Raw genomic sequence first — 21,583 nt, 5'->3', positions numbered from 1 at the left:
GCGACGAGCCGCGAAACGATCGGCGTGGCCGGCGTCAGGGGTGTCGACGCGAACTGCGCCTTGATGCCCGCGACCCAGCGCCGGCAGCGCTCGGTGAGCTGGTAGTCCTGGGTCTGCAGATGCCCGCGGGTGACGAGCACGCCGAGTTGGGCGCCCTCGCAGCGTACGAAGCCAGGCGCCGCGACACGCATGTAGAAGGCCTCGGACTCGTCGAGCAGCGTGGCCCAGTCGTTGCCCTGGCGCGCAAAGCAGACGCGCCCGTTGTCGTCGAGGTGCCACACGCCTGTGCGTGGGGTTGCGGTGAAGAGCCCGAGATCCGGCGAGGTCTCCGTGATTATCAGGTGACCCCACACCTCGTCCTCGCCATAGCCCCGCTCCCAGCGCGAGTTGATCTCCTCGATGTCGAGCTCGTACTCCACGTCCATGTACTCGAGCAGGTGGAAAAGGAACAGCGGCATGTCGGCGTAGGCCTCGGTGGTCAAGTTCGTCATCGGGCTGGCGCCGCTGAGGCGCGGGTTCACCTCACCCAGGTAGAGCTCGTCGGAGTCCAGGTCGTGCAACAGGTCCACCTCGAAGTAGCCGCGGTACCCCTCGCGGCTCATGATGTCGCCCAGCTTTCGCACCATTTCTCGCGCAGCGTGCGTCTGTGCGGGCGGCAGCACCTCGCGCCAGACGTCGTTGCCGCACCAGCCGCCCTTGCGCGGAGTCAGCTCCGGGTAACCGACGAGACTCGTCATCGCGGGGCCGATCACGGTGCCGTGGCGGGTCACGGTGCCCTCGAGGCACACCTCGACGTTGCGGATGCGCTTCATGACTTTGACTTCCTGCCCGACCAGGTCACCGGCGTGATCGTCCCAGTCGCGCTGGCCGCGCACAAAAAACGTCCCACTGCCGGCGTCGCCATAAGCGGCCTCGACGACCAGGTCATCTCCCAGTCCGGCGTCCTGCGCGAGCGCCGACAGTTCGTCGTAGGAGCCGGCCGGCCCGATCACGTGGGGCACGCTCGGCACGCCCGCTTCGTCGGCCAGGCGCGTCATGACGAGCTTGGAGCCCAGCCGATGGCGCAGCTCCGCAGACGGGTGCATGACCTCGAGCCCCGCCTGGTGCGAGAGGGCCTGGGTCTCCTCGTCAAGCATCACGAAGCAGGCCCTGCCACTGGGCCCTCGTCGCGCGATGAACTCGAGGGTCTCGGAATCACGCAGGAGGTAGTTGCACACATCCCCCATGGACCCGAAATCAATGCGGTCGCGCCGCCGGGGCACGAACACGCGCGAATGTGCGCCCTCAAAAGAGTCAAAGTAGGTCAGGTAGAAGAAGTTTCGTACCCAGCGGTCGATGCCTAGCAGGTTGAACGGGGTCGGTGAGATGAAGTACAGCGGCACGGCGTTGGTGTGAAAGAACGCGCGTACGTCCGAGATGCCGTTCAGCGGGCGGCGCGGCTCGGGCTCAGGCCCGCCGGCGTGCACGATCACGCCGGCCGCGCTGGCGTCGTCGCCTGGGCCCGGCGTGAGGACCACGGCGGGGGCAGGGGCGCTGCGATCGCGACGGCGGTGAGCTCACATACCTCCATGCCACAAGTGTGCACCTGCCCATGGCCGTGTGGAAGTGTGGAGTGCCCCAACGTGGGCCGTACTTCGTGCCAACACCAAACAACTGGAAGCATCCTGGGTTTGATGCACACCCCGAAGATCCGAGCCAGCAGGGCATGGCAGGGACGTCTCTCGCATGTCCGACGACTGTCAAGAACAGCGCCAGACGCTAGATTCGGGCCATGAGCCCACTCCTGGACACCACGACCCGGTGCCTTCGACGCATCGCTCTCGGCAAGCAGCGCGAGGGACGTGTCCCGGGTCTCTATGCCGCGGTGTGCCGCGAGGGCGGGCTCGCCTGGGGCGACGGGATCGGCGTCGCGGACCTGGACGGCGACCGCGCGCCCGGGCCGGACGACCAGTTCCTGGTCGGTTCCAACACCAAGACCTTCATCGCGGTGATGGTCATGCAGCTGCGCGACGAGGGGCGGCTCGCCCTCGACGACCTGCTCGGCGACCACGTCTCGGAAGTGTCCCACCCGATCACCGTCCGGCAGTCCCTCGCCCACGTCTCAGGGATGGCCCGCGAGCCCCTTGGCGACGTCTGGGAGACGCTGGAGCAGCCGGACGCCAAGGAGCTCCGTCGCGACTTCGACGACGTCGAACGGGTCCTGGAGCCCCACGCGCGCTGGCACTACTCCAACGTCGTCTACGCGATGCTTGGCCAGCTGGTCGAGGAGCTCGACGGGCGGCCCTGGCAGGAGTCGCTGCGTACCCGGCTGCTCCAGCCTCTGGAGCTGCGGCGTACCACGGTCGGGTTCGATGACGGGCCCCGCGCGACGGGCTACTACGTCCCGCCGTACGACGACGTCCCGCGGGTGGAGCCGGTCATTGACCTCAAGGCGATGGCGCCGTGCGGCGGCCTGGCCAGCACGGCCGCCGACCTGGCCCGCTGGTCGGCGTTCGTGGCCGACCCGCCCTCGGAGCTGCTCTCCCCCGACACGATGGAGGAGATGTGCCAGCCCCAGATCCTGCTCAACGCCGAGGTCTGGACCGGCGCGATGGGGCTGGGCTTGTTCCTCATGCGCTCGGCCACCGGCCGTACCTGGGTCGGCCACACCGGCGCGATGCCCGGCTACAAAACCGGCGTCTTCACCCACCGCGAGTCGGGCACGGGCGGCATCGCGCTGATGAACGCCACGGCCACGCCGGCGCCTGACGCGCTGACGATCGAGCTGGCCGACCACGTGGTCGAGCACGACCCAGTGGAGGACGAGCCGTGGCGGGCCGGCACCGAGGTGCCCGACGAGCTGCGCGGCATCCTCGGTCGCTGGTTCTCCGAAGGCCATCCCTTCGTGTTCGTGGTGGAGAAGAGCCGGCTCCAGGCACGCATCGACGAGCCGGCGGCCGCCGGGTTTCAGCCGTCGGTGTTCGAGAAGATCTCCGATGGCGTGTACCGCACGGTCTCCGGGCAGTATCGCGGTGAGCAGCTGAGGGTGACCCGCGCGGCCGACGGCACGGTCACCAAGCTGAACTGGGCGACGTACCTGTTCACGCGTGAGCCGATCGCCTTCGGCGAGCACTTCGACACCTGAGGGTCACTTCGGACCCACCACCGCGATGCCGGATCACCGTGAACGCCGACGACCCCTCGTGGAAGTTTTTAACCGCCTATCCTTAAAGGACGCGAGATCATCACCGAGCTGGTCAACCGCTCGGCGGAAGTGGTAGGGCGCTACGGCGGGACTGTTGACAAGTTCACCGGCGACGGGATCATGGCCATCTTTGGGGCACCGGTGGCGCTGGAAGACCACGCCATCCGCGCGTGCATGGCGGCTTTGGACGTCCAGCGGGAAGCGGGCCGCCTGTCCGCCGAGGTCGAACGCCGCGACGGGATAACCCTGCAGCTGCGGCTGGGCCTGAACTCGGGGCAGGTGATTGCTGGCGAGATCGGTTCGGGTGCTTTGGGTTACACGGCGATTGGTGGGCCGGTGGGGATCGCGCAACGGATGGAATCGATCGCCCCGCCGGGCGCAGTGGTGCTCAGCGAATCCACCGCGCGCCTGGTCGAGCGAACGGCGGTGCTTACTGACCGCGAGCTTGTGCACATCAAAGGCGTCGATCAACCCGTCTGGGCGCAGCGGCTGTTGGGCTTGTCGGAACGGCACCGCGCTATCGCGCGTGCTGACTCCAATCTTGTTGGTCGGCGCTGGGAAATGGCCGCGGTCGAGGGCCTGCTGCGGCGTGCCATCGACGGCCACGGCGCGGTGGTCGGCATGGTGGGATCCCCGGGCATCGGCAAGAGCCGTCTGGTGCGCGAGGTCGCCGCGATAGCAGACGCCCGGGGTGTCGACATGTTTGCCGCCTTCTGCGAATCGCACGCCAGTGATATCCCGTTCCGCGTAGTGGCGCGGCTGCTGCGGGAGGCCAGCGGGGTGGGCGAGCTGCACGGCCCGGCCGCCCGCACGCAGGTGCGGACCCGAGTCCCCAACGCGGACCCGGAGGACTTGTTGCTGCTCGACGACCTGCTTGGCATCGCCGATCCCGAAGTCGCACTCCCGGCTATCGATCCCGATGCCCGGCGGCGCCGATTGACCGCGCTGGTCAATGCCGCGTCGCTGGCCCGCGAAGCGCCGGCGATCTATGTCGTCGAGGACGCGCACTGGTGCGACGAGGTCAGCGAATCCATGCTGGCGGACTTTGTGGGGGTGACCCCACAGACCCCGTCATTGGTGTTGATCACCTACCGCCCCGAATATCTTGGCGCGCTGAGCCGGGTGGCCGGTGCCCAGACGATAGCCCTTGCGCCGCTAAGTGATCCGGAGACCGCGGCACTGGTCTTCGAGCTGCTCGGGCCGGACCCCTCGAATGAGGCGCTGGGCCAGACGATCGCCAAGAGGTCCGCCGGCAATCCGTTTTTCGCCGAAGAGATGGTGCGCCACCTAGCCGAGCGAGGTGTGCTGCAGGGACAGACCGGTGCACGTGTCGACCGCAGATGTCGTCGAGGCCAAGGTGCCGGCCACCTTGCAAGCGACCATCGCCGCGCGCATCGACCGCCTCGGGCCTCTTGCCAAGCGCGCCTTAAGCGCCGCGGCGGTGATTGGCTCGCGGTTCAGCCGGGACCTACTCGAAGCGCTGGGGATTGATCCGGTCCTGGAGGACCTGATGGCAGGCGAGCTGATCGATCAGATCACGTTCACCCAACAACCCGAGTATGTGTTCCACCATCCGCTGATTCGCACCGTGGCCTACGAATCCCAACTGAAATCCGATCGCGCTGTGTTGCACCGGCGGCTTGCCGCGGCGATCGAAGCCCGTGAGCCGGAATCGGCCGACCAGAACGCGGCGCTGATCGCCGAACATCTGGAGGCCGCCGGTGATTTGCACGCCGGCTACGGCTGGCACATGCGCGCAGCAACGTGGGCGACCAACCGCGACATCGCCGCAGCCCGGCTGAGTTGGGAGCGTGCGGTAAAGAACGCCGACGGGCTACCTGCCGATGACCCGCACCGAGCAGCAATGCGCATCACCCCGCGAACCATGTTGTGCGGGATCGCCTTTCGAGTCCAAATGGACGTGGCCGGCGCCCGCTTTGATGAGTTGCGGCAGCTGTGCACCGCCACCGGGGACAAGGCGTCACTGGCCATCGCAATGGCAGGGCTGGTGATGGATCATGTGTATCGGGACCGGCTGCGTGCGGCGTCGCAGCTGGCCTCGGATGCTATGGCCCTCATCGAGTCAGTCGGCGATCCGACCTTGACGGTGGGCTGTCCTTCGCGCCGACCTACGCCAAGGCTGAGAGCGCCGAGTGGTCTGACGCGCTGCGCTGGTCACAAAGGGTCATCGACCTGGCCGACGGTGACCCGGCTAAAGGTAACTTCCTTTTCGGGTCTCCGTTAGCGATCGCCTTTACGAACCGGGCTATGGCCCGGTATTGCCTAGGTCGTCCCGGATGGCGCGACGACCTGCGCCACGGCCTGGCCCTTGCCCGCAGCGCCGACCCCCTGTCCTACGGCGCGGTTGTCGGCTGGGTCTACTTTGCGGGAATAGCGTTTGGCGTGCTGGCTGCGGATGACCGGACGGTGCGCGAGATCGAGCATGCCCTACGGATTGCCGAACGATCCAGCGATGATCTCGCGTTGGCCTTAAGCCGGATGACGCTGGGCACTGCGTTGGCGCACCGCTCGACGGCTGCGGAGCGTGACCGGGGACAGAAGATCCTGACCGAGGTCGGCGAAGTGTTCCTGCGACGGGGCCACAACCTGTCCGAATTGCCGATCGTCGATGTCTACTCCGCGCGTGAGAGGGCTCGGTGTGGAGATCGCGATGACGCCATACCGCTCATCCGCGCCACCGTCGACCATCTGTTCCGCGACGAACGGCTGCTGGCGTGGGGCGTTCCTGCGACGGGTGTTTTGGTGGAAATACTGCTCGATCGCGGGGCCGCCGCTGATGCGGCCGAAGCCCAGGCCGCGATCGAGCGGTTGGCAGCCGCAGGAGCCGATGAGGGTCTGGTGATACGCGACGTCTGGCTGCTGCGCCTCCGGGCTCTATTGGCGCGGACTCACCGTGATGCCCCGGCTTACACGCACTTCCGAGATCGCTACCGCGACATGGCGGGATCGCTTGGCTTCGAGGGGCACATGGCGTGGGCGGAGAGGATGCCATGACGGAATCGCAGGTAACGAACGGGACTGAACTGGAACGAGATGTAACGAAACTGCAGCTCAGAAGGCATACTGCCTGTTAGAGCGGCGGGTTCGATTCCCGGCACCTCCACAACAGAAGACGCAGGTCAGGCCGAAAAGACCTGGCCTGTTTCAGTCGAGTAGCCGACTACTCTAGGCGCTAGCGCGATCGCCGGCCAAGCTCAAGTGCATGGCCTTAGCGTCCGCCGGTACGATGCCGCCCCGATTGGACTCGGCGGACGGGCGCGTTTCTGCTGAGGCACCGGTTGACCCTCTGCGGTATGCGACCTTCAGGCGCTGGATTTGGGGCGCCGTGTTGGTCAACGTGCCTGGTGGCGCAATGGTTTTCGTCTTCCTGTCTTTCGCTGCGCCTATTCTGCTGAGTCCGGCCGCGACGGATCGGCTCCTTTTGCGGGCTGGGACGGCGCTGGCCGTGTTCGCGTTCGTTGTCGTGCCAGTGCTGATACGCGTCCGCAGAAACCGTTATGCGACGAGCACCGTCTGGCTTCGGCAACGCCGAAAGCCGACGGACTGGGAACGACGGATGACCCTCGGTGCACCGGGTGAAGCAGTTCGCGTTTCCGCCCTGACATGGGGTATCGGTGCTGTTTTCTTCGCGATGTTGGGAGCGACCGAATCGGTTTCGGCTGCGGCATACATCTTCAGTGCCGTGATCTTGGGCGGCATCACCACGACCGCGGTTTGGTATCTGATCGCCGAGCGGATCATGCGGCCGGTGTCGGCGCGCGCGCTAGACGGTGGGCCGGCCGGTCGCCGCTCCGGGCCGAGTATTCAGCTCAGACTGGCGATGGCGTGGACGCTGGCGACGGGGGTGCCGCTCCTCGGCGTCGCAACGCTGGCGGTGGGTTACCTTGTGGGCGTCGGATTCGAGCCGCATCGAACGTTGGCCGCGATCCTGGGTCTCGTCGTGGTAGCGCTCGTGGTCGGGTTGTTCACGCTCGTTGTCGCTACGCGGTCTGTCGCCGAGCGAGTGGGGGAACTGCGGCGCGCGCTTGCCCGGGTCCGGGCCGGCGACTTCGCGGCGCGCGTCGTTGTCGACGACGCTAGCGAGATCGGGCGCTTACAGGTCGGTTTCAACGCGATGACGGCGGGTTTGGCTGAGCGTGAACGCATTCGAGAGGTGTTTGGGACCTACGTCGACCGCGATGTTGCCGAGCACATCCTGCAGGGCGCCGCTCTGCAGGGTGACGAAGTGGAGGTCACGTTAATGTTCGTCGACGTCCGCAGCTTCACTACTTTCGCAGAACGGCTCCGTCCGATCGAGGTCGTGGCGGCTCTCAACCGGCTCTTTGAACGGATTGTTCCGCTGGTTCACCGGCACGGCGGACACGTCGACAAGTACGCAGGCGACGGACTTTTCGCGGTTTTCGGAGCGCCGCGGCGCTATGTCGACCACGCTGATCGGGCATTGAGAGCCGCGTTGGAGATCTCGGACGCAGTGCGCGACGAGTTCGGGACGGCGCTGTCAGTGGGGGTCGGGTTGAACTCCGGACCGGTGGTGGCCGGCAATGTTGGCGGTGCAGGACGACTGGAGTTCTCGGTGATCGGCGACGCCGTTAATATCGCGGCGCGGGTCGAGTCGGCTACCCGTCAGACGGGTGATTTGGTTCTGCTGACGGGTCAGACGCTGGCCTTGCTTGACGGAGATCACGGCGAATTCGTCGCGCGGCCAGGGCTCAGTCTCAAGGGGAAGACCGCACCTGTGGAGATTTATACGCCGGCGGTGGCGTCGGGTCGGTGAGAGTGAGCGGTTCCGGTGTTTCCGCAGCTCAGCGCAAAACCTTGTGGTTGCGACATCAGGTGTAGGCGACGCCGTCAACACATTTCGCGTATCCGCAGGTCGACGCGCCTTTTGCAGCGGGTTCGATTCCCGGCAGCTCCACAACAGAAAGTGCTGTTCAGAGGTCCGGAAGCGTCGGGCGCAGCCCGGAACCCTCAGACGATAACGACACAGCGGAGGGGGTATTCGAAGACGCTCTCGTAATTCACGATCTGGCAAGTGACCCTGGTAGCCGTCGGGAACTGGACCCTGGTCTTGTCGGCGATTATCCGGAGCGCATCCTCTGCGAACACCGCGTTGTGGTGGATGGCGGTGACCGCGTCGGCTTCGCCACGCCGCTTGTACAGCTCCCGCACCGGCCCGCTGGCCGCGCACTCTCCAACGGCGAGCAGGTCGGCCAGGGAACGACCGGCCACGGTCGTCAAGTCCCCGGTCACGGTGATTTCCAGGTCGCAAACCTGATTGTGGGACGGATGCTCGCCGACGTTGTCCATATCGTCACGGTCGAAGGCGATCGCGCTCTGGGCTTGGGGACAGGCCAGACAAACCTTGAATGCGGCGCCCCAGGTCACCTCGGTCCGCTCAGCCGCCTCGATCCGGCATATCTCCTCGATCGGCTTGAACCCGCCGTCGTGCGGCAACACGATGGTGGCCCGCGCGTCCACCGACCAGGACGCGGCGCCGGGCACCGCGCCGCGCAGCCGCTCGAAGATGCCCTGGGCGTAGTCGAGCACGGTCGGCTGTGGACCTGGCCGGTCGACGCATTCGATCAGCCTCGACATGTGCGCGCCACGCTGGTGGGCATACAACCCGACTGATATGTCCATGACGACCATCGCCGCACTGTCATGCTCGTCGATCGCGACGATCCGCTTGACCCCGACGTGTCCAACCGAATGCACGGGAATACAGATGTTCGGAACTTCCGAGTGCAGGTCCGGCAGCACACCGCTGTCCTCATGGGCCATGCTATTCCCCCCCTCCGACTCGTAACCGTCAACAAATGTGCCATCAACTGTGAGTAGCGAGTAGTAAGCACCGAGTTCGAGAGGCACCCCGGCGCTCACGGTACGCAGGCAGCGTGGCCGATAGGCGCTATCGACCGAACATGACACGAGTGTGGTGCGGGATCGGTTCACTCGTGAGACGGAGCGGCTCCACATGCGGAGTGTCACGCGAGTGACCCTGACCGTCTTGACGCCGTCAAGACGTGAGAACGAATCCGCAGGTAACGAGAGGTACTGAACCGGAACGAGACGGAGCGAACCGGCAGCTCGGGCGCCAAAAGCCCTGGTAGCCTGACCGGCGTGTAACGCGTACCCAGGCTGGGGGAACACACAGGATGAGTAGGGTCGAGCCGTGATGCACGAAAAAGCTCAGGCATCGACCCCGATCTTGGTGCTGGTCGCGGCGGCCCGCGTCGCCGTGGGAGCGGTGATGATCCTCGCGCCGAGCCGGATCTTTTCGCCCGGATCCGGGACAGAAACATTACTCATGCGGACCATTGGGATCCGTGATGTGGTTCTCGGCTCCGGTGCATGTGCGGCCTGGGCACGCGGCGAAGAAGGCGAATTGAAACGGTGGGCAACGGTTGGACTGGCTAGTGATGGAGCCGACTTTGTTACCGGGCTTCGCAGCAAGCCGCTAGTCGGTTCCAAAAGCGCACTGATCGCCACGCTCTCCCCGGTGCCCTTTGTGGCAGCCGGGATCCTAGGTTTAACCCGCAGCCTGAGAAAGCCTTGACGCAAAAGGCTTCACCAAACGATGCGGTGATGATCCCGACGGGCGCGAACAGTACCCCACGCGGTCGAGTGTGGCGTTCGTCCGGGGAACGAGTAATCGACGCGCTCGGCGTGCACGACGGTGTACGGAAGGTATATCCGGTCGTCATCGATGAGGTTTCACGATGGTGGCGAATCGGTCGTTGATGCCGCGGAGCTGTCCAGTGCGTCGGCTGAGACCGTCTCAGGCAGCTGCTCGAGCAGAATTCGCGGCCACCTGTTAGCCGTCGGTGGCGAGCTCGGCCAGAACTTCGCGCGCGGCTGGTGTCCTTCAGCGAGCCGCGCGTGGCTGTGGTGCCTGCCGCTCACCGACTCGCCGGCAAGGAGGCCGTCAGCCTGCACGACCTCGCCGGTGAGCACCTGCTCCAGCACCCCGATGCCGTACCCGAATGGCGTTCCGTGGCAAAAGAAATGCGCGCAGGGCAGCGGGCAGCGCCGACAACCCAGGCGCGCAGCGTCGAGGAGAAGCTCGAACATGTCGCGACGGGACGTGGTTTCAGTGTGCTTCCCGAATCGACGGCCACCTACTACCAACGCCCCGACGTCGCCTGGACGCCGATCACCGACATCCCGCCGAACGAAGTGCGGCTGGCATGGGTGGCGACACGTCGCGCCCCGTTGATCGCAGAATTCGTCGAGCTCGCCCAGGCTGCGGTAAGGGATGCGTAGAGCGAATCAACGACCCTGGTCGGAGCAGTTGAATGCGATCCACCTCTGGCTATGACCGGCCCGCGGTCGCCGACGCGGGCAGCACTATGACCTCGCGGCGTATGAAACCGACGGCTCGCGGTGGGTCTAATCTGCCCACGCCACAACGTAACTGCCCAACATCATCGCGGCGCCGCCTGTGCGAACAGGTCTTTGTGCTCTCGCAGGAATTGCAGCAGCGACTGCGGTGGCTGGCTGGTGAGTTGTTCGAACGCGTCGGTGATGTGATAGAAGGCTTGATATTCGGGCGGGCGAGTGCGCAAGTAGCGCCACAAGTGGGTGAGATGTTCCACCGCAACAGCGTTGACCCCGAGCGCCGAAGCGGCGCTGGCCCATTGATCGTCGTTGACCTCGACATACTGCACCGGCCGGCCCAGGATGTTGCTGAACGCCTCGGCGATCTCTTTGTTGGTGACCGCACCGGCCATCAATCGAACCACCGTGCCACTCAGCATCACCGGGCCCGTCAGCACCGCCGCGGCCACGCGGGCGACGTCTTCGGCGCCCACCATCGGGATCGCCGTGGCTTCCGGTCCCCACGGCAAGGCGATCACCCCAGCCCGGGCCAGGCTGAGCAGGGCCCAAGTGCGGAGGTTTTCATAGAAGACAGTGGCGTCGAGATGCACGGCGCCGACGTCGGCCCAGTCGAAGATCTGCTCGGCCAGCCAGTGGCGGGCTTGGTGGGGGGTGGGCTGCTCTCCGCCGGGCTGCAACCACTGCGACAGGTTCACCACCCGCTCGACACCGGCGGAGCGTGCCGCGGCGGCGAAAGTCGCGGCGGCTTCGAGCAGGCCCTCCTGCACCGGATACGCGAAGTAGGCAGCGCGGACCCCAACCATCGCGGCCGCGACTGATCGGAAGTCGCGCAGGTCGCCGTCGACGACTTCGGCGCCGAGCGCGCGAAGCCGATCGGATCGGTCATCGAGTCGGTGGACGAAGGCGCGCACGGGCCACCCCTTATCGAGCAGTAACCGCGTGACATGGAAACCGGTCGAGCCTTGGATGCCCCCCGCGGCGCCAGTGACAAGAACGGGCTCGACAGTCATGATGTTGTCCCTCCGCTCGGGCCGTCCCGGTAGGTGGCGTAGCCGAGTCGGCGATCGCGGCGGGCGTAGACGCCACCAGCAGCACGTTCCGACTGTGGATCATTACCGGCGTTGCACCTGTCAGAAATCTAAACCACATAGACAAACAAGTCAATCATCTAATTTTGGAATCTGTCTAAGTGATAGAGTAATCGCGTGGCTGGGCGGCGCAATTACAACCAGGACTGTCCTATCGCCAATGGGCTCGACGTGCTCGGTGAGCGCTGGACACTGCTGGTCGTGCGCGAGCTCGTCGGAGGTCCGCGTCGCTACAGCGACCTGCGTGCGCAGATGCCGGGCATTGCGACAAACCTTCTGGCCCAACGCCTTGACGAACTCGAACAGGCTCGCGTCGTCGAACGCACCGAGTTGCCTCCACCGATCGCACGCACCGTGTACACCCTCAGCGACGACGGGTGGCGTTTCGTGCTTCCCATCCTCGGTGCGGTCGCACGGTTCGGCCTCAAGACGATGCGATTCAGCAGCGAGGAATCCCGATCACCACTCAACGGCTTTCTCGTCGGCGTGCTCTTAGGTTTCGAGCCCGCGCGCGCCGTGGGAGTTGAGGCAAACTATCGGGTGCATATCGACGGTCAAAATTTCGATTTCGCCGTGACCGCAGGACGACTCGCCGGGGCGCGGCACGAACCAGATGTGACCTTGGGTGCGTCGGCATCCGACCTCGTGACCGCTCGCCTGGGCGCTACTGCAACGCAGCGTCTCGCCGCCCTGCGTCGGCTCCGCTTTCATGGCAACCACGACGATGTAGACACAATGCGGACGGTCTTGAGGCTAACGAACAAAAAGGCCGGGCCCTCGACCGGCTAGACCAGCTCCCGGCTACCTGAGCCGTGTGGGTTGCCGGTTACAGCAGGCGGGCGGCTGCGGCCTGTCTACGCCGTCAACACATTTCGCGTATCCGCAGGTCGTTTCACGTACTTTCGCGTCGCGTCGCGTCGTGAAATTCAGTTGATGCCATCAAACACCCTCGTTTTTCCACAGGTCATTTCGCGTCGTTCCACGTCGTTTCGCGTGCTCAAATTCCGTGTTCTCACAGTTCACGGTGATTTTTGGGGCAGGTTCGATTCCCGGCAGCTTGACAAAAAAGGGCCGCAGTAGCGGTCCTTTTCTTTTGATCATCCGCTGCTAATTCAGCAGCACCCTAGCGTTATAGCTGTCTTTCGCCGCCGTCGACGAACAGCTCGGTTCCGGTCATGAAGCTGCTCTCGTCGGAGGCGAGGAACAGCACCGCGGCGGCGACTTCCTCGGGCCGCCCCACCCGGCCCATCGGCACATGCGACGCCTGGGCGTCGAGCAGTGCCTGTTCCTGGCCGCTCGGTGCCAGGCCCTTCAGTCCCGGCGTCTCGACTGGACCCGGTACGACAGTGTTGACCCGGATGCCTTTGTCGACCAACTCAGCTGCCCAGGTGCGTCCCAGCGAACGGATGGCAGCCTTCGACGCCGCGTAAACGCCCATTGCGGGTGTGCCCCCGTACGCGGCGGTTGAACCGGTCAGCACGATCGACGCTCCCGGTTTCAGCAAGGGCAAGACCTTCTGCAGCGTGAATAGGATTCCGCCGACGTTGATCTGGAACGTGTTGGTGAACTGTTCGACGGTCACGTCGGGCAGTGTCGCCAATTCGCCCCCGCCGGCATTGGCGAACACAACATCCAGGCCTCGTCCACGCGCCCTGATGGCATCGGCAACGTTGTCGAGGTCGTCGAGATTCGAGACGTCGCCGCGGATGCCGGTTGCTTCCGCTCCGATCGACGCCACGGCGTCGTCGAGAGTCTTCTGGTTTCGCCCGGTGATAAAGACGTGTGCGCCTTCGGCTGCCAACCGTTGCGCGGTGGCGAGGCCGATGCCGGAGTTGCCGCCGGTGACGAGTGCCGTCTTCCCGGAAAGCTGACCCATGGTGATCTCCTTTGTTCGAGGTGGGCACAATCGCCAAGCGATCAGGTCAGTTCAACACGTGATATATCACGTTATTCCTGCGAGGCCAGTGTCATCACGAACAGCTCGTCGGGCGGGCACGGCAGCTCCACCCTCTACAAGCGAGAACAGACCGAAAATCGCCCTTGCCATTGGCGATATGTTGACGTCATGGAAAAGGCGCCGTCCTGAATGCCGATATCGACCGCCGGGCCATACATGCCTCCGAGCGGGCTTTTTGGGCTGCGTTGCGTAGAGCCGGGCGGGTGGTGTACCTGCACGGCGACTACTACCTGACCGACCACGACGACGTTCTTGCGGCGCTGCGTGACCCCGCGCTGGTCTGCCCGCACATGGACCCCCATATGTACCCGTGGGTACCGAGCACCGTGTCCGACCCGGCGGAGCACGCGCGATATCGGAGCATTCTTAATCCGCGGTTCACGCCGCTGGCGTTAGCCCCGGTTACGGCAGCCGTCCAAGACCACGCGGTGGCGCTGGTGGATGCCGTCGCCGACAAGGGCGAGTGCGACGGCATCGCCGATATCGCCCACCCGCTGGCGTGCCAGACGTTACTCACGTTGCTGGGGTTCCCATCGACCGACCTCGACACCGTGATCGGGCTGCTGGATCGCTACCGGGTGCACCGCGACGACCCGAAGAACAATCATCAGCGCGTTGTTGATTATGTGGCGCACACCATTCCACAGGCGGATTCCACCGGCGTTGTCGCGGCCCTGCTGGATGAATTCGATGACGACGAAATCACGTCGTTTGTCACGCTGCTCTTTACCGCCGCCGTCGACACCGGCACCGTGGCCATTGGATTCTCGCTTGTGGAGCTGGCCAGCAACCCGCCATGGCAGTCCCTGCTGCGCAGCCACCCCAACCAGATCGGCGCATTTGTCGACGAGGCAGTGCGGCTCAATCCGCCCATCACCACCTGCCCGCGGGCCAGCCTCACCGAGATGACCATCGGCGAGGTCACGCTGCCGGCGGGTACGCGGATTGTGCTGCCACTGCAAGCACTCAACCTCGACCAGGGCATCGACATATCGATCGCCGACAACCGGGTCCGACCGCGGCCCTCGTACACCTTCGCCGGAGGCACGCGGCGTTGCCTCGGCGTGCACCTCGCACGAGCCGAGCTCATCGCAATCATCACCGAGTTTCTGCGACGCATTCCGGAGTTTAGGACCGCGGACGCCTACAGTGTGCTCGCCGCCGAAGTCGACCGGTACCTGACGCATCTGCCGCTGGTGTGGTGATTTCCGGAAACCGGAAAATAGGAAAAACGCCGACTCAGGCCGCCGTCGGATTCGTCACCTGACCGGGATGGCGTCCTGGGCGTTGCGGCAGCATAATGAGCAACACGACAATTGCGGCCGCGATGACCGCCGAGGCCAGCGGGCGGCTCAGGGCCAGGCCGCCGTCGGCAACGGGCTTATCGACGAAGTCGCCCACGGTTGCGCCCAGAGGCCGCGTCAGGATGAAAGCGACCCAGAACAAGGTGACGCGCGACACCGTGGTCCAGTAGTAAAGGGCCACGACCACGCCGATCGCAGCGGTGAACACCAGCGCGCCACGCTCGTAACCAAATCCGCGTGTGTCGGCAAGCCAGTCGCCGAGGGCAGTGCCCAACGTCTGCGAAAACGTGATGGTTGCCCAGTAGAACGCTTCTACTTTCGGCTTGGAAACGGTGCTTACCGATACTGTTCCCTCGGACCAACGCCATAGCCCGAGGGTCGCCAGCAGGCAACCTAGAAGCAGAAGCGATCCGCCCGTGTAGCCGATTCCCAGCGATCGGTCGGTGAAATCGGCCAACGTCGTGCCGAAGGTTGTCGAGGCCACGATCGTCGCCCAGTACAGGGTCGCGTGGAAACGTTTGGCGAGGATTTGCGCGGCGATCAGCACCACCAGCGCGACGCCGAAAAGTGCGACTCCGGCCACGTAGCCCCAATTCAGGGTCATTGTCACGGTGTCGCCGCCTGTCTCGCCCAGCGTTGTGGCCAAGATCTTGATGACCCAGAACCCTAAGGTGACCGCCGGCACCTTGGTCAACGCTTGTTTCGAAAGGTCATTCATCTCCTGGCAAACTTCCGTTCTCGTTGAGATTGGTTGCGAGTGCTTGGTTTTCGTTCCTAGCCAACAACGTCGAGTTGTTCACACGACGACGATATGGACTTCCTGTCGGACGGTCACTCCCAATCGATTTCCTGGTCGTAACGCCGTCACGACCCGAGAACGAACCGCAGGCAACGAACGGGACTGAGGCGGAGCGAACCGGCAGCTCAGACGGCAAAAGCCCTGCTAAACTATCGGTTTCGATTCCCGGGAGCTCAGTTAACAAGTGCTGGTCAATTGCCGGCCTCGATAGCGGCGACTCGTGCGGCAGCGTCAGGTCCGCAAAACAGCGGGAGGTCTACCGGGCCAGCGGCCAGTAGGTCGTCAATGCGGCGTTTGAGGTCGCCTGAGGAGAGATGGGCATAGAGATTCGCGCCCGGGCAAGACGTCTGGGCCAGGTCCCGATGGCCCGCCAATGTGCTGGTCGCGATCCCAAAGTTCTGGGCAGCCCATGCGAACGCGAGAGCGGCTCCGTGAAGCTGGGCCTCCGACACAACCTCTTGATCGAAGTCTCCTTCGCAGAGGACAAGAAAGTGGCCTGTGGTGTCGTAGTCCGTCGCGGTGTCGCCCGCAATCTTGGGGCTCCGCAGTTCGTAGATGTTGCCGTTGCGGTCGACGCCGACGTGATACGCGATGTCGATCCATCCGTGCTGGTCTTGGTGATACCGCTGGTCCTGGCGCAAATGGCCTGGGGCATTACGGTTGTCGCCGAGGGCCACGGCCTCGTGGTGGACAGTCATACGGGTGATGGAGTGGGGCTTTCCTCCGGCGCGGGCGGGTCGGGCGCCCCAAGCATCTCGGCAGAGCAACTGAGCCGAAGTGATGCTCGGGGCCTTTGGGGCCGGGGCTGTCGGTCCAGATAGTGGGCTGGGACCCGTTGTGCCCGTGGCAGCACGATTTGGAGACGGTGGCGTCGGGCCAGTCGCGGGCGCCGAGACAGAGTCCACTCGCGGCTTGCTTGAGCAGGCGCCGACCGTGGACGCCAAGCCGATGCTGCCGGCCAGCCAAAGCAGCTGACGGCGGCTGACGAACTCAGGGCACTCATCGGGCTGGTCGGGCGCAGGCGCGTCCATGGCCCTCACGATACGGACGCAATGGTCGCTGGAGGCACGTAGCGCAGACCTGGTGGTCAATCAGTGCCGGGCAACGGGGTGTTGTCCGAGGCGGACCCCGGTCGCGGCGTCTTCCGCGACGAGGTTGCGCTGCTGACGCCTCTCGTCGCGCGTGATCCGACGGCTAAGCACCCGGTCGTCGCGTCGCGTCAGGGTGAAACTGTTCTGAATCAAGCGATCTAGCTGCTGCCAGCTGAGCCCATCGAGCTTGCCGGCTGAGTCGTGGGTGGCGACTACGACTCCGCCGCGGAGCAGCGGCACTGTTTTGGCAGTGAACCGAGTTGTGGCCAGAAGCATTTCGGTGGCGCTGCGGTTGACTTTGCGGCGGCACGCCCGTGTTGAAGGAGTGAACCAGAAGTCGAACTGTCGATCAGTGCTGGTCAGGCTTTCGAGCCCATAGTCGTCGACGAGTTCGGCGATATCGGCGTTGCTGTAGGCGCGGGTTTCATAGACGACGCCATTAGGGCTGAAGTAGAGGACGGTGTTCATGTGGTTGTCCTTGTCGGCTCGTGCGGCTCTGACCGAAGGCGCCGGCCAGGTTAATCACACACGTGTAATTCCCCAAATAACGGCTCAATAAACTTTCCTAACGAAAAACCAACAATCTTTGACCGCGTACCCGCCTGACCTGGTGCATCGCCGTTTCGACTAGAGCCGTTCTTTCAGTAGCCCGATGGCATCGAGATCGTCGATGGCTTCGGTGGTGCGGACCATCGCCGGTTTTGCGATTGCGTTTCCGGCTACTGCGCGGCCGCGGCGGCGTAGTCAGCGTCGAAGGTTGAAGTGACGGCGGCGATAAGCTCTGGTGCAATTGCGGTGTCCACGACAAGCGATAGTTCTCGGTTTTCCAGAAGACTTGTGGTAGTGAGGTTTTGGCTGCCGATGATCAGCGTGGTGTGGTCGGTGAGCAGAATTTTCTCGTGCATGTGCAGCGCCGTGTCGTTGGCCGGTAACAGGTGCACCGAGCAGCCGGCGGCTGACACTTCGGCCACGCCATTGGCCCACGATGGATTCTCGGTGAGAACGATGCGGCATTGCACACCGCGGCGCGCCGCCTTGTCCAGGGCTGACAGCACGGCGCGGTCTTTGAATTCCTCACTAGTGACATCGACGCTAACGGCAGCCTTGTCGATGCGCTGCAGGAAGGCGGCCCGCGCTGCCGGCGACCAGATCAGGTTAGGCGCGGGGGTCGCTTCGGGCGGGTACCCGGATGGTGCTGCGGTGTAGTCGGTGTCGAACGTCGCCGCAATGGCTGCGACGTCGGTGAGGTTAGTGTCCAGTATCCAGGCGTCGCGGCTGGTCGAGTAGTACTGCGGCGTCAGATTGCCGGTGCCGACTGCCGCGGTGGTGTCGTCGACTGTGATCGTTTTCTGGTGGTAGATCACGCCATTGGGGGCCCACTTGACGTCGACGCCGGCGTCGCTGAGTTCCTGGAAAGACTCGGCGTTGGCGTCGTGGCCGTGGAACGCGGCGTCGAGGATGACTCTGGTGTCCACGCCTCGGCGGTGTGCATCGATAAGCGCGTTCACTGCGGCAGGATCGGTGAGTTCGTACATGGTGATCCGCACCGAGCGGGCGGCACCGCTGATCAGATCAATGATGCGGGAAAAGCCCGCCTCGGGCTCCTGAATCAATTGATAGTTCTCATCGGCCGCGAGTGCGCGCGGCGCAAAAGAAGTTGTGAGGGTTGCACAGACGCAGCCCATCAGGGTCAGCGCGACTAGCAAGAGCGCTTTTCGCGCAGTGATGGGTAAGAGCCGCATTATCCGACCTTATTGCGCCCCACTGACATTGCTCTGCACCTAACGGGGCTCAGCAAGTCGTCGCCCGACCCTCACCAGTGCACCGGTAGGCCCAGTAGTCCTCGCGTCATGAACGCGCCGCTGAAACACAACTCGTCGCGGGAGGCGCCCAATGACAGCGAGGGAAAGCGCGCCAACAATGCGGGAAGGGCGATGCCGACCTCCAATCGGCCCAGTGCTGCGCCCACGCAGAAATGCGGACCGTAGCCGAAGGAGACGTGGTCAAGATCGGCGCGAGGTCGATAGCCTGTTCCATATGTTCAACGGCGTAATGCTGCTGTGGTGGATCCTCACAATTCCGTCGTTCCTGTTCGTCGTCATCGACGTCTGGCGGACCACCCCCGAGTCGCCGGTCCTTAAGTGGGCCTTCGTCATCCTCACCGCATTTACCGGACCGCTCGGAGCGTTCTTCTACGTGCTTGGTTGTCGGGAACCGTTGCGGGGCAACCACGAACAATATGTCGCGGCTCGTTGGCGCCAAGTGCTCGGCTCGACGATGCATTGCGTCGCCGGCGATGGGATAGGAATCGTCGTCGGGGCCGCGATCGGCGGCGTATTGACGCTGCCCTTTTGGCCTGATTTTCTGCTCGAGTACGTACTCGGCTTCGGGTTCGGGTGGGCCTTCTTCCAGGCCTTCGCGATGCGCGACGCAGCGGGCGGGTCATACACGAAGTCTCTGAAGATGACCTTCCTGCCTGAGCTGCTGTCCATGAACCTGCTCATGACGGGGATGATCATCACGTCCCAATTCGCGATGCGAACCGTGGTCGACGGCGACGACCCAATGCGCCCGCAGTTCTGGTTCCTCATGTCGATGGCGCTGATCGTCGGATTCGTCTGTGCCTACCCGATCAACTGGTGGCTCGTCGCCAACCACATGAAGCACGGCATGATGACGATTCGCCCGAAGCCTGCTGCGGCGGCCACCGAGGGGCACTCGATGGATGCGATGTCGCATGAAATATCAGCGGGATCGGGCTCCGGACAACATCAGCCCAGCGCTGGCGTGAAGGCCGCCATGACAGTGTTGACTTTCGCCATCCTCGGCGTCGCGCTCGTCATCGTCGTCCGATTTGCCATGTGAGCCGCGAGTGACCAAGCCGCCGCCGGCGCGGTCAGCTAGGGGATGAGCACCACCGAGCCAATGGTCTTACGGCTCTGGAGATCGCGGTGCGCGCGCGCCACCTCCTTGAGTGGGTAGCGTGTGCTAACCGTCACCTCAATGGTCCCGTCGCCGATGCGGTCGAGCAATTCGACTGTCCGCCAAGCAAACTCGTCGTGAGTGCGGATGAAGTGGGGCCGCGACGGCCGAGAAAGATACACCGATCCGGCGGCGTTGAGCCGCTGCGGGTCGACCGGAGGCACCGGCCCGCTGGACGCGCCGAACAGCGCGAGCGTACCGCGGACCGCAAGACTGGCAAGGCTGGCGTCGAACGTTGACTTGCCAACACCGTCATATACCGCGGCCACACCGGCACCGCCGCTGAGCGATCGGACCTTGGCCCCGAACTGCTGAGGATCGTCGGGATAGTCGAGCACTTCGACCGCCCCGGCCCGGCGCGACAGCTCTGCCTTCTCCGCGGTGGAGGCGGTGGTGATCGCCCGGGCGCCCAAGCTGGTCGCCCATTGGGTCAGGATCAAACCCACCCCGCCGGCCCCGGCGTGCAGTAACAGCGTGTCGCCGTCCTGAACCTGGTAGACCGATTTGATAAGCAGGTGTGCGGTCATCCCCTTCAGGAGCGCCGCGGCGGCAACGTCAAATCCGACATTGTCGGGCACCTGCGCTACGACATCGGCTGGTGCAACACAGTATTCGGCATAAGCGCCGACCGCGTCGGCGCAGGCAACCCGGTCACCGATACGAAACGACGTGATCCCGTCACCCACCGCGGCGACCGTCCCGGCGACCTCGGCGCCAAGGACAAACGGTACTTCGTGTGGGTACAGCCCGGATCGGAAGTAAATGTCGACGAAATTCACACCGATCGCCTCGGCTTTGATCAACAGCTCACCCGGGCCCGGGGAGGGCTGCGGCCTGTCGACGTAGTTGAGGACTTCTGGTCCGCCGTGCTCGGCGACTTCAATCGCGTGCATACCGCCTATCTCACGGTGACATCCAGCCGCCGTCGATGGAACGGGCGACAACGATCAAGGTGCGCCGGTGTCGCGGTGAACAATGCTGCCGACTGCCCGGCTGCACCTGGAAGTTGATTGCGCGTTGTTCGGCTAAACAGCGACGGCCGCTCAACGCTGTCGCGCGCGACATCGACGGCCGCCGTGCTTCCGGCGAAGCTCATCGGTAGCGGCGCGTGGCCGACATGGTGCACGGCTCGAATAAGTAAGAAGGGCGGGCAGACCGATGGCAAATGCGAAAAGTATCCACGAGGTGACCTACGACCTGCTTCGTGAGCTGGGGCTCACGACGGTGTTCGGTAACCCGGGTTCTACCGAGGAGACGTTCTTGAAGAACTTCCCCGACGACTTCACCTATGTCCTGGGATTGCAGGAGGCGTCGGTGGTGGCTATGGCCGACGGGTTCGCCCAGTCCACTGGCAAGCCCGCCTTGGTCAACGTGCACACCGCCGCGGGGATGGGAAACGCGATGGGCAACCTGGTGGCGGCGGCTAAGGGCAACACCCCGCTGATCGTCACGGCCGGTCAGCAGACCCGCGAAATGGTTTTGTGCGAACCGTATCTGACCAACAAGGACGAAACTGTGTTTCCGCAGCCGTGGGTGAAGTGGGCGTATGAGCCCAAGCGCGCCGAGGACGTGCCAGCGGCGATCATGCGCGCCTACGCGGTCGCGTTACAGCCACCGGCCGGCCCGGTGTTTGTGTCGATCCCGCTTGACGACTGGGAGAAGCCCGCGCTGGGTCCGGCCGTGATCCGCACAGTGAGCCACCGGGTCAGCCCGGATGCCGAGCGGCTGCGCGGATTCGCCCAGCGCATCAACGGTGCGCAGCGGCCACTGCTGGTGTTCGGGCCTGAGGTCGATCGCGCCGGGGCCTGGGATGCCGGTG

19 protein-coding genes and 2 pseudogenes are annotated in these 21,583 nt (G+C 64.5%); 11 read left to right on the top strand and 10 right to left on the bottom strand.

The genetic code is table 11. The features are described from left to right. On the bottom strand, window positions 1-1,472 hold a 1,472-nt coding region (locus ACLQI9_RS02440), incomplete at its 3' end, for a biotin carboxylase (RefSeq protein ID WP_442390927.1). Between the two features lie 299 nt (window positions 1,473-1,771). On the opposite strand from ACLQI9_RS02440, the gene ACLQI9_RS02435 reads away from it, so the two are divergent. The 5 genes and pseudogenes from ACLQI9_RS02435 to ACLQI9_RS02415 all read left to right on the top strand — a co-directional run bounded on the left by ACLQI9_RS02435 (window position 1,772) and on the right by ACLQI9_RS02415 (window position 7,979). Next, window positions 1,772-3,124: a serine hydrolase domain-containing protein gene (locus ACLQI9_RS02435; RefSeq protein WP_442390925.1), complete on the top strand. Its 1,353-nt coding sequence runs from the start codon at window positions 1,772-1,774 to the stop codon at window positions 3,122-3,124. 78 nt (window positions 3,125-3,202) lie between these two features. After that, window positions 3,203-4,258, top strand: a pseudogene (locus ACLQI9_RS02430) (AAA family ATPase); the annotation flags it as partial. Between the two features lie 253 nt (window positions 4,259-4,511). Continuing rightward, window positions 4,512-5,429 (top strand): hypothetical protein, encoded by a 918-nt coding sequence (locus ACLQI9_RS02425; RefSeq protein WP_442390923.1) that lies wholly within the window; start codon window positions 4,512-4,514, stop codon window positions 5,427-5,429. A 23-nt stretch (window positions 5,430-5,452) separates the two neighbouring features. After that, the gene (locus ACLQI9_RS02420) at window positions 5,453-6,199 is read left to right on the top strand and encodes a hypothetical protein (RefSeq protein WP_442390921.1); all 747 of its coding nucleotides are present in this window, start codon (window positions 5,453-5,455) and stop codon (window positions 6,197-6,199) included. Between the two features lie 358 nt (window positions 6,200-6,557). Continuing rightward, a complete protein-coding gene (locus ACLQI9_RS02415; RefSeq protein ID WP_442379460.1) occupies window positions 6,558-7,979 on the top strand; it encodes an adenylate/guanylate cyclase domain-containing protein in 1,422 nt (473 codons plus the stop codon). Between the two features lie 194 nt (window positions 7,980-8,173). Here the strand turns inward: ACLQI9_RS02415 and ACLQI9_RS02410 are convergent, their stop codons facing one another. Continuing rightward, on the bottom strand, window positions 8,174-8,986 hold the full coding sequence (locus ACLQI9_RS02410; RefSeq protein ID WP_442390919.1) for a GTP cyclohydrolase, FolE2/MptA family: 813 nt from the start codon (window positions 8,984-8,986) through the stop codon (window positions 8,174-8,176). 391 nt (window positions 8,987-9,377) lie between these two features. Between ACLQI9_RS02410 and ACLQI9_RS02405 the strand changes: the two genes are divergently transcribed. Together ACLQI9_RS02405 and ACLQI9_RS02400 are read left to right on the top strand one after the other, a co-directional pair. After that, window positions 9,378-9,761, top strand: coding sequence for a hypothetical protein (locus ACLQI9_RS02405; RefSeq protein WP_442379456.1), 384 nt, complete (start codon window positions 9,378-9,380; stop codon window positions 9,759-9,761). A 230-nt stretch (window positions 9,762-9,991) separates the two neighbouring features. After that, window positions 9,992-10,468: a LysR substrate-binding domain-containing protein gene (locus ACLQI9_RS02400; RefSeq protein ID WP_442390929.1), complete on the top strand. Its 477-nt coding sequence runs from the start codon at window positions 9,992-9,994 to the stop codon at window positions 10,466-10,468. Window positions 10,469-10,629: 161 nt separating this feature from the next. Here ACLQI9_RS02400 and ACLQI9_RS02395 read toward each other — a convergent pair whose 3' ends face one another. Next, window positions 10,630-11,553, bottom strand: coding sequence for an NmrA family NAD(P)-binding protein (locus ACLQI9_RS02395; RefSeq protein ID WP_442379454.1), 924 nt, complete (start codon window positions 11,551-11,553; stop codon window positions 10,630-10,632). Between the two features lie 195 nt (window positions 11,554-11,748). On the opposite strand from ACLQI9_RS02395, the gene ACLQI9_RS02390 reads away from it, so the two are divergent. Then, complete coding sequence (locus ACLQI9_RS02390) at window positions 11,749-12,420, top strand: winged helix-turn-helix transcriptional regulator (RefSeq protein ID WP_442390917.1); 672 nt, start codon at window positions 11,749-11,751, stop codon at window positions 12,418-12,420. Between the two features lie 340 nt (window positions 12,421-12,760). Here the strand turns inward: ACLQI9_RS02390 and ACLQI9_RS02385 are convergent, their stop codons facing one another. Beyond that, the gene (locus ACLQI9_RS02385) at window positions 12,761-13,507 is read right to left on the bottom strand and encodes an SDR family oxidoreductase (RefSeq protein ID WP_442379450.1); all 747 of its coding nucleotides are present in this window, start codon (window positions 13,505-13,507) and stop codon (window positions 12,761-12,763) included. A 284-nt stretch (window positions 13,508-13,791) separates the two neighbouring features. On the opposite strand from ACLQI9_RS02385, the gene ACLQI9_RS02380 reads away from it, so the two are divergent. Next, window positions 13,792-14,793, top strand: a complete 1,002-nt coding sequence (locus ACLQI9_RS02380; RefSeq protein WP_442390915.1) for a cytochrome P450 — start codon at window positions 13,792-13,794, stop codon at window positions 14,791-14,793. 34 nt (window positions 14,794-14,827) lie between these two features. Here the strand turns inward: ACLQI9_RS02380 and ACLQI9_RS02375 are convergent, their stop codons facing one another. The 5 genes and pseudogenes from ACLQI9_RS02375 to ACLQI9_RS02355 form a co-directional block, all read right to left on the bottom strand. Next, complete coding sequence (locus tag ACLQI9_RS02375; RefSeq protein ID WP_442379446.1) at window positions 14,828-15,610, bottom strand: COG4705 family protein; 783 nt, start codon at window positions 15,608-15,610, stop codon at window positions 14,828-14,830. Between the two features lie 272 nt (window positions 15,611-15,882). Then, window positions 15,883-16,389, bottom strand: a complete 507-nt coding sequence (locus tag ACLQI9_RS02370) for an N-acetylmuramoyl-L-alanine amidase (RefSeq protein ID WP_442379444.1) — start codon at window positions 16,387-16,389, stop codon at window positions 15,883-15,885. 393 nt (window positions 16,390-16,782) lie between these two features. Continuing rightward, window positions 16,783-17,250 carry a hypothetical protein gene (locus tag ACLQI9_RS02365; RefSeq protein ID WP_442379443.1) on the bottom strand — a complete coding sequence of 156 codons (468 nt, stop codon included), beginning with the start codon at window positions 17,248-17,250 and terminating at the stop codon, window positions 16,783-16,785. Window positions 17,251-17,501: 251 nt separating this feature from the next. Continuing rightward, window positions 17,502-18,524 carry a phospholipase D-like domain-containing protein gene (locus ACLQI9_RS02360; RefSeq protein ID WP_442379441.1) on the bottom strand — a complete coding sequence of 341 codons (1,023 nt, stop codon included), beginning with the start codon at window positions 18,522-18,524 and terminating at the stop codon, window positions 17,502-17,504. Window positions 18,525-18,595: 71 nt separating this feature from the next. Then, window positions 18,596-18,781 (bottom strand): annotated as a pseudogene (locus ACLQI9_RS02355) (cytochrome P450); the annotation flags it as partial. Window positions 18,782-18,819: 38 nt separating this feature from the next. Here ACLQI9_RS02355 and ACLQI9_RS02350 point away from each other — a divergent pair. Beyond that, window positions 18,820-19,647 (top strand): DUF4396 domain-containing protein, encoded by an 828-nt coding sequence (locus tag ACLQI9_RS02350; RefSeq protein WP_442379439.1) that lies wholly within the window; start codon window positions 18,820-18,822, stop codon window positions 19,645-19,647. A gap of 35 nt (window positions 19,648-19,682) precedes the next feature. On the opposite strand, the gene ACLQI9_RS02345 is transcribed toward ACLQI9_RS02350, so the two are convergent. Then, on the bottom strand, window positions 19,683-20,657 hold the full coding sequence (locus tag ACLQI9_RS02345; protein ID WP_442379437.1) for a quinone oxidoreductase family protein: 975 nt from the start codon (window positions 20,655-20,657) through the stop codon (window positions 19,683-19,685). 265 nt (window positions 20,658-20,922) lie between these two features. On the opposite strand from ACLQI9_RS02345, the gene ACLQI9_RS02340 reads away from it, so the two are divergent. Then, window positions 20,923-21,583, top strand: a 661-nt coding sequence (locus ACLQI9_RS02340) for a thiamine pyrophosphate-binding protein (protein WP_442390913.1), incomplete at its 3' end; no start/stop codon positions are given.

Source organism: Mycobacterium sp., assembly GCF_052143115.1.
In the GTDB taxonomy this organism is placed as follows: domain Bacteria; phylum Actinomycetota; class Actinomycetes; order Mycobacteriales; family Mycobacteriaceae; genus Mycobacterium.
The sequence above is the reverse complement of the archived record's forward strand: the minus strand, read 5'-3'. Positions and strand labels throughout refer to the sequence as shown.